This window comes from Sporomusaceae bacterium, from assembly GCA_031460455.1.
Classification (GTDB): Bacteria; Bacillota; Negativicutes; order Sporomusales; family UBA7701; genus Anaeroselena.
On sequence record JAVKTQ010000017.1, the window covers coordinates 1 to 13,557 of the forward strand.

The 13,557-nt window shown below is 54.4% G+C and carries 16 protein-coding genes; all 16 read right to left on the bottom strand.

Annotated features, from left to right (window positions below; translation table 11 throughout):
• The coding region (locus RIN56_17780) for a CoA-transferase (GenBank protein MDR7868646.1) at positions 1-131 on the bottom strand (131 nt) is incomplete at its 3' end.
• Positions 132-215: 84 nt separating this feature from the next.
• Positions 216-1,214, bottom strand: a complete 999-nt coding sequence (locus tag RIN56_17785) for a 2-hydroxyacid dehydrogenase (protein ID MDR7868647.1) — start codon at positions 1,212-1,214, stop codon at positions 216-218.
• 179 nt (positions 1,215-1,393) lie between these two features.
• Entirely contained in the window at positions 1,394-1,810 is a 417-nt protein-coding gene (locus RIN56_17790) for a hypothetical protein (GenBank protein ID MDR7868648.1), read from the bottom strand.
• 1 nt (position 1,811) lies between these two features.
• The gene (locus tag RIN56_17795; protein MDR7868649.1) at positions 1,812-2,387 is read right to left on the bottom strand and encodes a UbiX family flavin prenyltransferase; all 576 of its coding nucleotides are present in this window, start codon (positions 2,385-2,387) and stop codon (positions 1,812-1,814) included.
• Position 2,388: 1 nt separating this feature from the next.
• Positions 2,389-3,300 (bottom strand): molybdopterin-binding protein, encoded by a 912-nt coding sequence (locus RIN56_17800; GenBank protein ID MDR7868650.1) that lies wholly within the window; start codon positions 3,298-3,300, stop codon positions 2,389-2,391.
• Between the two features lie 5 nt (positions 3,301-3,305).
• The gene (locus tag RIN56_17805; GenBank protein ID MDR7868651.1) at positions 3,306-4,127 is read right to left on the bottom strand and encodes a hypothetical protein; all 822 of its coding nucleotides are present in this window, start codon (positions 4,125-4,127) and stop codon (positions 3,306-3,308) included.
• A gap of 14 nt (positions 4,128-4,141) precedes the next feature.
• The gene (locus RIN56_17810; GenBank protein MDR7868652.1) at positions 4,142-6,013 is read right to left on the bottom strand and encodes a TRAP transporter permease; all 1,872 of its coding nucleotides are present in this window, start codon (positions 6,011-6,013) and stop codon (positions 4,142-4,144) included.
• Positions 6,000-6,515 (bottom strand): DUF1850 domain-containing protein, encoded by a 516-nt coding sequence (locus tag RIN56_17815; GenBank protein ID MDR7868653.1) that lies wholly within the window; start codon positions 6,513-6,515, stop codon positions 6,000-6,002. Before RIN56_17815 ends, RIN56_17810 begins: the two co-directional genes overlap by 14 nt.
• 103 nt (positions 6,516-6,618) lie before the next feature.
• Entirely contained in the window at positions 6,619-7,614 is a 996-nt protein-coding gene (locus RIN56_17820) for a TAXI family TRAP transporter solute-binding subunit (GenBank protein MDR7868654.1), read from the bottom strand.
• 68 nt (positions 7,615-7,682) lie between these two features.
• The gene (locus RIN56_17825; GenBank protein MDR7868655.1) at positions 7,683-8,936 is read right to left on the bottom strand and encodes an MFS transporter; all 1,254 of its coding nucleotides are present in this window, start codon (positions 8,934-8,936) and stop codon (positions 7,683-7,685) included.
• 46 nt (positions 8,937-8,982) lie between these two features.
• Positions 8,983-9,531, bottom strand: a complete 549-nt coding sequence (locus RIN56_17830) for a 2-oxoacid:acceptor oxidoreductase family protein (GenBank protein ID MDR7868656.1) — start codon at positions 9,529-9,531, stop codon at positions 8,983-8,985.
• On the bottom strand, positions 9,528-10,364 hold the full coding sequence (locus RIN56_17835; GenBank protein MDR7868657.1) for a thiamine pyrophosphate-dependent enzyme: 837 nt from the start codon (positions 10,362-10,364) through the stop codon (positions 9,528-9,530). Before RIN56_17835 ends, RIN56_17830 begins: the two co-directional genes overlap by 4 nt.
• Position 10,365: 1 nt before the next feature.
• Entirely contained in the window at positions 10,366-11,502 is a 1,137-nt protein-coding gene (locus tag RIN56_17840; GenBank protein ID MDR7868658.1) for a 2-oxoacid:acceptor oxidoreductase subunit alpha, read from the bottom strand.
• Positions 11,499-11,702 (bottom strand): 4Fe-4S binding protein, encoded by a 204-nt coding sequence (locus tag RIN56_17845; protein ID MDR7868659.1) that lies wholly within the window; start codon positions 11,700-11,702, stop codon positions 11,499-11,501. The genes RIN56_17840 and RIN56_17845 overlap by 4 nt, the downstream gene beginning before the upstream one ends.
• Before the next feature lie 22 nt (positions 11,703-11,724).
• Positions 11,725-12,747: a hypothetical protein gene (locus RIN56_17850; protein ID MDR7868660.1), complete on the bottom strand. Its 1,023-nt coding sequence runs from the start codon at positions 12,745-12,747 to the stop codon at positions 11,725-11,727.
• A gap of 15 nt (positions 12,748-12,762) precedes the next feature.
• On the bottom strand, positions 12,763-13,542 hold the full coding sequence (locus RIN56_17855) for an enoyl-CoA hydratase-related protein (protein MDR7868661.1): 780 nt from the start codon (positions 13,540-13,542) through the stop codon (positions 12,763-12,765).
• Positions 13,543-13,557: the final 15 nt, after the last annotated feature.

Consider the following 13,557-nt stretch of genomic DNA (forward strand, 5'->3'; position numbering starts at 1 on the left):
TTCGTCCCCTGGGCGACAAGCGCGTCCACCAGAGATTCCGGGGTGCCTACCGCCAGAAAACCGCCGATCATGACGGTCATGCCGTCCTTGACCATCGCCGCGGCCTCTTTGGGGGTAATTACTATAGCCATTTTCTACCTCCATGTCAATTCGCTACGAATGTATGTGAACGTGAAACCATCCATTTTTTCTTGCGTTCTTTGAATATAAACCAATTACCGCTTTACGAAAATACCGTTTACGACGTTTTCGGGTCTTTCCCCCCGATGCAAACGCCCGATATTTGCCAACGCCGCCTCGATCATGCGCTTGAATGAATTGGCCGTCGCTCCGGCGATGTGCGGAGTAAGGATCACTCGCCTCCGTGACGCCGGCGAAAGGTGAAGAAGGGGATGATCGGGGGCAGGCGGCTCAGGTGAAAACGTATCTATCGCGGCACCGGCGAGATGGCCAGCCTCCAGAGCTTTCGCCAATCCTTCCTGATCCACTATTCCCCCCCGGGCGGTGTTGACGAAAATGCTGCCATCCGGCATCATCATAAACTGGCGGAAGCCGATCAGACCCCGCGTTTCCGCGGTTTCCGGCAAATGAAGACTGATTATGTCACTCGTGGCCAACAACTCGTTCAAAACCTTATATTGAACCTGGTATTGGGCCTCTATGTCCGGCGGGTGCCGACGGCTGGCATAATAGCTGACCGTCGCCCCCATTGCGACGGCGATTCTTGCCACTTCACGCCCGATCGCGCCGAATCCGATTAGGCCTACTTTGCTGCCGCGAATTTCATTTAGCCCGTTCGCCATCATACTGTTTCTGAAAGGCGAGTAGTTGCCGGCCTGTATTTCGTGGCCGGCTTCTATAATCCGGCGCTGGAGCGCAATTATTGTCCCAATGGTGTATTCGGCAACCGAAGAAGCATTTTGCCCCGGAACGTTAGCCACAGGGATTCCCATGCGGATTGAGGCCGGAATGTCGATATGGTCGACCCCCACCCCGATCGTTTGGATCAGTTTGATATCCGGAATATTGTCCACAATCTTGGCGCTGATCTTAGCAGCCGTTCCCGCCGCCAACAAGAAGTCGGCTTTGTGACAGGCAGCGATAATTTCATCCTCGCTAGCCGAGTCCAAAAATCGGATATTCCACCCTTCCGGGCGCGTTACCCGTGATGCCGCAAATTTATCTTCAGTGACAAGGCTCACGATAATAGGCATTCTCTAACCGCTCCTCCCAGTTCGCTAAAGCCTGAGCCCGGCCTATGCCGCCTGAAGGTCCTGGGGCAGTTTAGCCAGCGAGGCCCCGTCTGCGTCGCCGACGTATCGGCCCCGGTTTTGACCACAAGGGTGACGTTTGGTCTGTATGCTTTTTCCCCTTAGTAGCTGTCCTGATACGACTAGACCTTATTTACCATTCTCGCCATAAGTTTGGCAGCTAGAGCGGCCGAATTGCGGCCTAGACGGGCGATGTCATTTTCTTCGGCGTTGTCGATATGGACTCCGGCCGTGACAACTACTACCTGTTTATGTTTTTTGCACAGTTCTTCGGCAAGCGGAATCGCCAGACTATCATCTTTGTGGGCGATAAGATTGAAGACGGACGTTGTACAGCTGATCTGGCCGTCCCCCCTAAGGCTTGGTCTGGGTTGACTTATGACTACCGTGCCGATGTGGGGCGATTCGCCACCGCCCAGGTAAATGCTTATCCCGTCCGCAGTTGTTACCAGGACAGCGTGCAAGGAATAGCGACCGTCGGCTACCTCCTCGGTAATGGGCTCCTTGAGACAAGTATTTACAATCCCGTCGCTTCTCATGTCATTCCCCCCAGCGCCGACTGAGGCTGTTTTTGAGGCCAAGGGTGTCGAGTATTCTGCCGACAGTATGAATAACAAGGTCGTCAACCGTGCGGGGCCGGTTATAAAAAGCGGGCACGGGAGGGAATATCGTCGCCCCGCATTCTGCGGCAGCGGTCATGCTTCTGAGATGGCCGAGGTGGAGGGGGGTTTCCCTGACCGCCAGGATCAGCGGCCGCTTTTCTTTCAAGGTAACATCGGCCGCCCTAATGAGAAGGTTAGTGTCATATGAGTGCGCTATGGCAGACAGCGTCTTGATGCTGCACGGTAAGACGACCATGCCGTGACAGGGAAAGGAACCGCTGGAGATAGCGGCACCGAGATCATTGATACTATAACGGCAGTCGGCAAGATTTTCGACATCGGTTGCTTTGTAATCGGTTTCCAGTTCGATTGTTTTGCGGGCCCAGTCGGATAATATCAAGTGTGTTTCGATTTTTTTGAAACCCTTTAGCACTTCCAGCAACCGGATGCCGTAAATTTGCCCCGTCGCCCCTGACATGCCGACGATTATGCGTGTCTTGCTATTGCCGCGCACTCTAGTGTCCTCCCGCATGCCTATTGTGCATCATGTCGAACTTCTCTTGCCAGCGATTTTTCAGCACTTGGGCCAATTGGTCCGCCAGGTTTTCAGCGTCGATTTCGCCGCGGATGAATGAGCGCATGATGGGAAAGGCTGTCTGCACTTCCTCATGGGGACCGGGCAAATTGACGATAGTCGTCAGCCCGATCTGACCGACTCCTATGCGTACGCCATCCTTGATATGCCGGCCCTGCCCTCTGGTAAACCTGATGATGTAAGGTGTCCAGACTTTGCTGGCGACTTTGCTCAGTGCTTCGACATTGAAATCCTTGTCTTCGGCCCCTACTCCCCCTGTGGTGACGATCAGCCCGTAGCCTTCGTCCACGGCGCTGTTAAGTCTAGCAGTTGTTACTGTCAGATCGTCCGGCAGAATTTCTCCCCGGACGGCCTTGAAGCCCTCACGACGCAGTTCCTCCAGCAGGTAAGGCGTGTTGGTGTCTTCGATTAAACCGCTCTGAACCTCGGCACCGCTGGGAAACACGATAGCCCGCCTAGCGATTCTGCTCCTTATCTCCTGGCTCATTTTGCCTGCGTTTTTAAGAACTTCCCCGGCGCGACCCGGGTCGAGCTCGATGTAGCCGAGAATCCCCGACGAGTCGATCCGAGTATCGGGAAATATACCGAAGCCGCTGACTTTAGTCAGTTCCGCCAGCAATTCCCTGCCCTTGCCGAATACTTGCTCGGCCCGGATGTTCTGCTGAAGGATATCGAGGGCGATACTATCCTCGCGGACGTCAATCACCTGAACCCGGTCGGGCTGTAAACCGAGAACCGCCGCCGTTACGCGGGCTATCTCGCCCAGGTTGGCGTCGTCAAGTTTTACGGGCTGGATATGGATTTCCGTTTTTTCCAACAGATTGAGTTCCACGGCTATTACTCCTTTATGACATCGTAGCGGAAGTCCAGGAGAGGAGCGTCGAGAATGGCTTTGCCGATGTCCACAATGTCGATGTCTTCCCGCCGCAAGGCGGGAAGATCGGCGACTCGCACTTCGCCGGCAAAAGCGAGCTTGACTCGGTCCCGTAGGTTCGTGTCTTTCAACTGCTTTGAGCAAGTACGCAGATCGGCTATCTTTCCGGTGTCGACCATGATAACCTTGGCGCCAACAAAAGCTGCTTCCACCGCTTCGTCGCCGATGGGCGCAGTCTCGCCGCGGATCTGTACCGACACCGCCCGGTCGGGCAGGGCGGCTGCCGCTTTAAGCAACGCATTCACTGAGCCGAACACGCGGAGATAGTTTTTGTCTAGGTATAGGAAGGGTTGATCCAGAATTCTCATACCCACCCCGCCTGATTGAAGCGCGGCGCGGGCGATTTCCTTCATTTCCTGCGGAATCTTCTTCCATCCCCCGCTGACCACTCTTATGCGCCCCGCCTGCTCAACCGCTTTCCTGGCCATAGTGGCAATGCCCGAGGCCTTAGAGATCGGGCTGAGCAGATGGTCTTCGCCTGTAATGATCCGAACGGGATCACCCTGCAAGGAGGCAATCTTTTGTCCACTGGTAAGGGAAGCGCCGGAGTTGACATGGGCGGTTGCTTCCAAGCCGAGATCGCGGGCCTTTTGCACCAGTAACTCGATGCCGTGCATGACTCCCGGTTCGTTCACCGTAATCTCCGCCCGGATTCGCCGCTTCAGTACGGTTGCGAGCAAGATTTCCGGTATGTTGATAATCTGCTGTTGCAAGGTGTTTCCCAACTTTCCTAATTAGTTCAGCAAGCCTGCGCGTCTTTGGAGGGTCGGCAGCGGAGGATCAGCATGGCGACACCCAGTACGATGCCGATTACGCTAGCTATATAGCTGGGATGAATCAACATAAGTCCGGCGACAAGCATGATAGCCCTTTCCCACGTTACCAAATCTTTTCTGAAGAAACCCACTGTGGAGGTACACATGAAGAATACGCCGATACAGGCCGTTATGACTACTATCGCCACATCAAGCAAAGCGCCGATACCCAGCAGAGCCGGATAGTAGATGAACAGGAAGGGAATGAGGAACCCCGGCAGGGCGATTTTGAATGCGGTGAATCCGGTCGCGAAGGGGTCGGCTCCGGACAGGCTCGCCGCCGCGTAAGCCCCCAGGGCTACAGGCGGTGTGATGAAGGAGTACATCCCGAAGTAGAAAACGTAAAAGTGGGCGGCCAACGGGTTTACACCCATTTTAACGAGGGAGGGGGCCACGAGAACGGCCAGAATTACATAGCAGGCGGTTGTTGTCAGACCCATGCCGAGGATAATCGACACAACCATCGTCAGCAGTAGCAGCAAAATGAGACTGCCACCGGCCAGGTTGACGAGCATGGATGACATTTGGATACCCAATCCGGTCAGGGAAAGAGAGCCAATGATAATGCCGGCGCAAGCGGTGGCCATGATGACTTCCAGTGTGCCTCGCGCCCCGGAAGTTAAAACATTGAGCAGCTTGCTCCAGTTAATTCGGTTTTCTTTTTGAATAATGGCGATCAACAAGGCCAATACGATTGAGTAGAAAGCCGCCTTGGTCGGCAGCCATTCCAGCACGACCATCAGGCCGACCAGTACTATAATGGGCAGAACCCGGTAACTTTTTCCTTTGGCCCGCTCCCGGTATTCGGCTATCCTCTCGTCGGAGAAACCGGCGAGACCATTTTTTTGCGCTTCCAGGTCGACGAAGATGAATTCGGCGAGGTAATAGAGCACAGCCGGAATTATCGCGGCCATGATAATATCCACAAAGGGAAGCCGCAGCACTTCGGCGATGATATAGGCCGCTGCGCCCATGACGGGAGGCATAATCTGGCCGCCGGTGGAGCTTACCGCCTCGACCGCCGCCGCCACCCGCGCGTTGTAGCCGTTCTCTTTCATAAGCGGGATGGTGAAGGTGCCAATCCCCATTACGTTAGCCACGACGCTGCCAGTCAACATGCCCATGAGGGCGCTGCCGACGACCGCGGCCTTGGCCGAACCGCCCCGGGTTTTGCCGAACTTGCTCATGACCAGGTCGACGAAATATTGGCCGGCTCCCGTAGCGTTCAGGAATGAGGTGAAGAGAATGAAGATAACGACGACGGTCGCCGAAGCTCCCAGGGGAATGCCGAAGATTCCCTCGGTGGTTAGCGAAAGATGGCTGACGACCCTATCGGCATCAAACCCGCTGTGCGCCAGCGCATCGGGCATGCGGTCGCCGAAAAAGGCATATAACAGAGCGAGCACGGCAATGGTGGGCAAAGGCCATCCCATCACTCTCCTGGTTCCCTCAAGGACGAGCGCAACCAGAATTGCCCCCATAATTATGTCGAGTTCCGTGGCCGCGCCGAGGCGGAAGGTAATGGCTTCATAATTAATAATCAGGTAGCCGCCGACGATCAGTCCTATAATGGCCAACACTACATCCGCGATGCGCATTTTCCCATTTTCTTTACCCTGGCACCAGGGAAAAATTAAAAAAGCCATCATTAAGCCCAGAGTCAGATGGACTAGGCGCTGCTGCATGGCTGGCAATTCCTGCACGCCGGCTGTATAAAGGTGGAATAATGAGAAGATCACCCCAAGAACGGTGACGACACCGGCGACCCAGGTGATCTGTTTCTTATCGGTTTCCATTCGATAACCTCCTAAGGAAATACTCGCCCCAAGGCATTACATCCGGTCTTACGGTAAGAAAGGTGGCGTCTTCGAATGTTTTATCTAGGTCGATCGGTCGCTTGGCGCCGATATATATTTCGTATTGAGTGCCGTGCCCCAAAGCAAATGATATGGCCGGAAAGTGCAGGTTCGGCTCTCTGATCGTATAGCCTCCAGCAGGTTCTGGCTCCAGGGGGTAAAGGGCGTACGCGTCGTAATAGAGGGCCGCTGACATGTCGCCGAAATACATCGACCGCAAAACCAGTTCATTTCCAACCGGTTCGTAGATTTCCCGCTGAAGGACGTGGTAGACGGAGTGTACGTATTGCAGGGTGATTGTCTCCCTCTGTTCAACGGTCAGGATAAGCGGGCGGCTCTTTTCGCTTTCCAGGATGAGGACTCTTACCGGCCATGCGGCGAAGGCCAGCAGGAAGGCGGTTATCAGGGCGGCGAGAATCCAGCGCCCTTTGCTTTTCGTCATGGCGGAAGTGCTCCCCCGGTTGTTGTCACTCAGCCGGATCAGCAGCGACTAATTCGCCGCTGATCCAGTCCATTCGACAAGTGTAGTTTTGTCATTCTTCCGCTTACTTGACAATACCTTTTTCTTTCAGGTATTTTATCGCTCCGGGATGGAGAGGAATGCCCACGCCTTTGTCGGCATCGCTCAGGTCCCATTCCAGCCCGGCCGGATGCACATCGCCGAGTTCTTTGGTGTGTTCGAGGATTGTCTTGGTTATATTGTAGACGACTTCGTCGCTGACCTCGGTATGGGTGATGAGGATAGCCGGAGCGGTCAGTTCCCACAGATCGGCAGTTTGTCCTTTGTAGGTGTTGGCCTTGATTATGCCTTTGGAGAAGTAGGGATACTTTTTGAGGATTTCGGTGGCTTTGTCTTCCTCCATACCAAGAACACGGACGCCGGACGTGGTGGTCAGATCCAGCAGGGATGATGTGGGGGCGCCGGCGAACACGAACCCGCAGTCGATGGCGCCGCTTTTGACCGCGTCAGCCATTTCGGCGTAGGTCATCAGGACAGGCTTGTAGTCCCCTTCCTTGAGCCCGTAGGCTTCCAAAGCCGCCATAGCGACATACATGGACGGGCTGCTAGGCGCGCTGAGGGCTACTTTCTTGCCTTTAAGGTCGGCAATTGATTTGATGTCCGATTTTTCCATGACGAAGCCTTGCAGTATGGAGGTATGGCCAGCGATGACGGCCCGCAGGTTTTCGTATTTTTCCTTACCCTTGAATTCCCGTTCGCCTCTCATGCCAAAATAGGCGCTGTCGGGCATGCCGATGGCGAAATCGACTTTCTTGGTGCCGACCAGTCTGGTGTTTTCGGTCGACGCGGCTGTAGACTGGACGACCAGCTTACTGCCGGGCATGTATTGTTCGACCAGTTTGGCCATCCCGCTGCCAATTACGAAATACGTGCCGCCGGAACCGCCGGTGGCGATGGAGAGGGTTTTCTTGTCGCCGGCCGCTTTCGGTGCCTCTTTTTTTCCGCCTGACGAACATCCGGCAATAAGAACCGCAATCATAGCGGCCGCAGTAAGGAACGCAACATACTTTTTAACGTTCATCTTTTTCTCAACTCCCCCAGCTTTTTTCTGTGTTGTGGCAATCCCCAAACAGGTCTGGTCCCCCCCCCTCAAGTTCTCCCGGTTTCTGGCCCCGGTTCGTGAACCCTGGCTATCAGCAGAGTGCCCAAGAGTACTGCACCGGCTAAAGTTATCCAGCTCGACTGGTATGATCCCGTGATATCGATAAGCAGTCCGAACAGGGGCGGAAAGACCAATACGCCGATTTGCATAATCATCAGGCAAAATCCCACCACCGCCCCGCCGTGTTCCTTTCCGGCGAGTTTCATCGCCAAGGCGACGAAAATACCATTCCATCCCATGGCGGATACGCCGAAAAACCAGGAGACGACTGCCACGACCCAAAACGGCATACCGGGATTGAATAAGGTAAGCGACAGCACGGTGGCAGTCATGATAACACCAAGAATTATTAGGGCCGGTTTGCGTGCCCCCTTGAAAACGGTGTCGCTCATAAATCCCAAGGTTATCCGAGCGACGATTCCTCCCAATTGGGTTATAGCCAGACAAGCGCTGGCAACCGTTACACTCAAACCGACCTGGTCATGCAGGTAGAGTACGAGATAGGTTAGCATGTCGAACTGGGCGCCGATGAAAATGATAGACATAAAAATTACTAGCCACAGGTTGATGTCGCGAAGAAAGAGCCATTCGCCGGCAGTGTTTTTCTGCCGGAAGTTTTGCGATTCAATCTGAGCGGCGGGTGATTCCCGATAGAGAAAGTAATACACCACACCCCCGGCGATAGTCAACACCCCAGCCGTGACCATAGCTGCCTGCCATCCCCAGGTAGCGGCGACGAGGGGGAGGATGAGGGCGCCAAAGAAGCCCCCCAGTGGAATCCCCGTTTGCCTGATACCAAGGGCGAACCCCAATTTCGCTTCCGGGAACCATCTCTGGATCGTTTTACTGCCGGCTGGTGTGGGAGTTGAGGCTCCGGCTCCGGTGAGGATAAGCAGGGTTAAAAGCGTTGAGTATGAGGCAGCCTGCGAAGTAATGATGATGGCGATCCCTGTCAGAAGACTGCCGGCGACGAGAACTACTTTTTCGCCCTTTTTGTCGGCCAGCCTCCCGGCCAGCACCGCTGTAAAAGACATGCCGATGTTGACTGCTCCCCCCGCCATGCCGATCATTGCTTTAGTAAGGCCAAGATCGGCTATCAGAAAGGGGGCCAGAGTGCCGACAGCGGTCGTAATACAGGCGTGAGCTGCCTGAACCCCTGTGTTTAGAGCGAGAATCACCCAACGATAGCTTCCCGCTTTTTCGGCGGTGGCTCTCCTCGCCGTATCGGTGGATTGGTTCATTCCCGTTCGCCCGCCCTGTCAGGTGACGAGGGGGTCCACTGCCCAATCACTTCAGCAGCTTTTCCGCTTCGGTGATCCCCCCCGCCAACGCCCGCAAATTAATCTCTTCCGTGCCTGTGGGGGCCCGTTTTGCTATCTCTTTTTCGAGGCTGTCTTTACTGACAACTCTGCTCAGGGTCGATAATGCTCCCAGAGCCACGACATTAGCGAGCATAGCCTTGCCCGTTCTGTCGCGCGATATTTCGGTTATGGGGATTCTGTGGATATTGCGGGTATTCTTGACCGGAGACATATCTTCGACAAAGCTGGAATCGACGATTACCAGTGCGTTATCCTTGACTTTCGGACCGTATTCGTTCAAGGCGCTTTGCGACATCGCCAGCAAGATGTCTGGTTCTTCAATCTCGGCGTAGTTAATTTCCTCATCGCTTATGACGACTTCCGATCTGCTCGTGCCGCCTCGTGCCTGAACGCCGTAAGACTGGTTCTGGGTGACATTCATGCTCTCATAGAGAGCGATTGCTTCGCCGAGCAGGACACCGGCCATCAAAAGTCCTTGACCGCCGTAGCCGCTTAAGACTATCTCTTTTCTCATTTTCCGCTACCGCCCTTTGCTTTTGCCCGTGATTTGTCGATCAATCGTGCGTTGGCTTCGACAAATTCGGTCCGGTCGTTACGGACCAAAAGCTCGCCGATGATGAATTTGTCCTTGAGCTCTTCGGCGCTGTACTTTCCAGCTTGTTCGACAGGAACCGAGTTTTCCTTTTGCCACATCAGCAGTTGATAGGGGTCGGCCATTTTGTTGCGTTTCCCGTAGCCTGTCGGGCACTGGGTGATAATTTCCACATAGCTGAAGCCTTTGTGCTCAAGCGACCGTGTTATCAGCTTTTCGGTCAGGGCTAGGTGATAGACTGTCCCTCTGGCTACATAGGTAGCGCCGGCCGCTTCCATGAGTTTGCAAACATCGAAGGGGTATTCGGTATTCTCGTACTGAGCGGTGGAAGCTATAGCGCCGTTGGGTGTCAGGGGCGAAAATTGCCCGCCGGTCATGCCGAAAATCTGGTTGTTGATGAGAATCACTTTTAGGTCTATGTTTCGCCGCGCGGCGTGGATGAGATGGTTGCCGCCGATCCCGGCTCCGTCGCCGTCGCCGGTGACGACTATGACTTTCATGTCAGGCTTGGCCACTTTGTAACCGGTAGCGAAGGCAACAGCCCGGCCATGGGTGGTCTGGAAAGAGTGAAAGTCCATTATGTTATTGACCCGTGATGAACAGCCAATGCCGGTGATGACGGTCACGAGATCACGGTCGAGTTTCAACTTGTCGATGGAGCGGATCATTGCTCCGACTACTGTGCCGTCGCCACAGCCCGGGCACCAGATGTGGGGCAGTTTTCCCGGCCGTAAATAATCTTTTACCTGAGCCAATTTATTTCACCGCTTTCACTTTTTCGATAATTTCCTGTGGCGAAATGGCCATCCCGTCTGCCCGGTTGACGCCGACAGCCTCGCATCCGGCAGCCAAGCGCACCTCGCTGATCAGTTGCCCCATGTTCATTTCGGGAACGATGACCGTTTTTGCGCCGACACAGAACTGTTTTACCACAGCGGTGGGAAAAGGCCAGATCGTCTGTAGTTGCAAAAGCCCGGCGCGGATATTCTCCTTGCGAAGGAGCTTGACGGCGTCCTTTGCTGAGCGAGCCACGCTGCCATACGCGACGATCATGAACTCCGCATCTTCAGTCTCGTAAGTGTTATAAAAGGTAACCCGATCCTGGAATAGATCGACTTTTTTGTCCAACCTGCGAATAAGCTTGTCGGCGATCTCATGCCCGGAGTCAGCCGGGAAACCCCATTCGTTATGCATGTTGCTGCACATATGATATCTGTATCCGTTGCTCCGGTCGGCGAACTCCGGGACACAATCCTCGCCAGCTGCGAACGGTTTGTACTGTTCGGGCGGGAGGGTTGTCATTTTCCTGTTAATAAGCGCGATAGAAGCGGGATCGGGAAGTTCAACCCTCTCGCGAATGTGGCCGACGGTAGCGTCGGAGAGCAAGATGACAGGTACTCTTACCAATTCTGAGATGTTGACTGCTTCGATGGTCAGGTCAAAAGCTTCTTTGACGTTAGCCGGACAAAGCACGACGACCGGGTGATCGCCGTGGGTGCCCCACCGGGCTTGCATAACATCGCCCTGGGCGGGATGTGTCGGCATGCCGGAAGCCGGCCCTACTCTCATCACGTTGACAATGACACACGGTATTTCCACCATTGAGGCAAAACCGATATTTTCCTGCATAAGGGAAAACCCCGGCCCGCTGGTGGCGGTCATAGATTTGAGGCCGCCCATCGAGGCGCCCACGATAGCCGCCATGCTAGCCAGTTCGTCTTCCATCTGCAGATATGACCCGCCAACCTGGGGCATTCTGATGGACATAAGTTCAGCGATTTCGCTGGCTGGCGTAATGGGATAGCCGGCAAAGAACCGGACCCCGGCGATTATACCCGCTTCGACCACAGCCTCGTTCCCTTGCATGAAGCGAACGCGATTTTCCTTGATCATTCCCTCTCCTCCACGCTCAATGCAAAATCTGGACATCTGTGCTCGCAGGCTTTGCAGCCCATACACTTATCCCCATCTATTACCTTTATCTTGCCGACGGGAGTGAGCTCCAGTATCTTGGCAGGACAAAAATGTACACAAATTCCGCAGCCTTTGCAGAGTCGTTCTTCTACTGTTACTCGATGCCTCTTTGCAACCACGTGGTCATCTCCCTCAGATCGATTATTGGTTTATGCATACCGCCTTTTTGGGAATCCGCCCCGTCCGGATGCATTCGCTGCGCAGCGGCCGCCCCACGATCTTTTCGACCGTGCGGCCAAACCGCAGTATCTTGTCCACGTCCACCCCTGTTTCTATGCCCATTTCGTCCATCATGACCACCATGTCTTCGGTTGACACCAGGCCGACGATGTTGGGATCCTGGTAGTAATACTCGCCTGTACCGGCGACGGGAGATCCGTCGACAAAATTGGCCGGCTGCCCACCTATTCCGCCCATAGTGCTTTCGTAATGTGTTATACCTGCCTGCAGCGCAGCCAGGACGTTGGCCAGGCCCCAGCCCCTGGTAACATGGAAATGGGCGATGTGAAGCTTGGGATCGGGGATGGCGTCAAGTACTCTGCTGAAGTATTCGTATACTTTGTCCGGCGGGGCGGAACCGTCGTGGTCGGCATGTTCGATATCGTCGGCTCCCAGGTCGAGGTAGCGTTTGGTAAATTCTATGGCTTTCGCCAGTTCGGTCGGACCCTCTATCGGGCAGCCCCAGATGGTACTGACTGTGCCGTTCACTTTGATACCCGCGTCATGAGCCTTTTTTATGCATTCCTCGGTCATCTTCCAGTATCCCTTGTGATCAAGGCCGGAGTTTTTTATCATATGGGTTGGTGAAGTTGAAACCATCTGCAGGATACGGTCAGGACCATAGCCTCTTTTCTTCAGTTCAATGGCCCTGTCGACCGCTTTTTCCCTAATGGTGACGGCAGTGAGTTCGACTTCGGGGAGGATAGTCTTTATCCGCCCGCTCGTGCGGATGAGCCGGAAAAGTTCGTCAGCGTCAGCAAACTGAGGCATACCTTTGGGATTGCCTAAGTTTGTCACTTCCAGGCGTCGGAAACCTGCCAGGATCAGTTCTTCAACGCAGGCCAGCTTAGCAGCCGTGGAAATAGTTTTTTCCTCATGCTGAAAACCGTCGCGAACGGTGATTTCTCCGAGGACAACCTTTTTCGGGTATTTTAGTGTGGCCACAGTGTTTCACTCCCCTCAACAGCCCTTATAGACGGGTTTGCGTTTTTCCACGAAGGCTTTAAGTCCTTCTGTGCGATCTTCGGTGTTTAGACAAGTATTGTAACACTCGGCTTCAAGGCTGAACGCTGTGTTGATGTCAAGCGCCGAGCCGAAGTTAATCGATTTTTTGGCCTGCTGGAGTGCTACCGGGCCATTTTTTGCTATTTCATGCATAATGGCCATCGCCTTTTCGCGGCAGTCGGCGGCGGAGTGAACGTGGTTGACAAGCCCTATTTCCAGAGCTTCCTGTGCATTCACGCGCCTACCGGTGAAGATTAGCTCTTTGGCCTTGTTAGGACCGATTATCCTCGGGAGGTGGACTGTGCCACCGCCGCCGGGTATTATCGCCAGGGCGGTTTCCGGCAGTCCGAAAACGGCTTGCTCGGAAGCGATAATAAAATCGCAGCACATGGCTAATTCACAACCGCCGCCGAGTGCGAGCCCGTTGACAGCGGCAACCATCGGTTTGGGGAATCGGGCGATTCTTGAAAAGCAGTCTACTAGCAATCTCCTTACGTCCTTTATTTCCGGGACGGTCATGGCGTTTCGTTCTTTCAGGTCGGCGCCGGTGCAGAACGCGCGGTTGCCATCCGCCGTCAAGAGTACGGCGGTAACGTTCCCGTCTTTTTCCGCTTCTTCGACGGCGGCGCTTAATTCCTTGATCATATTCTTGTTGAGGGCATTCAGTTGGTGCGGACGGTTAAGAATAATGACCGTGGCGACGCCGCTGAGTATTTTTATGTGTTCGTATGCCACCGTGTGTTGCCACCT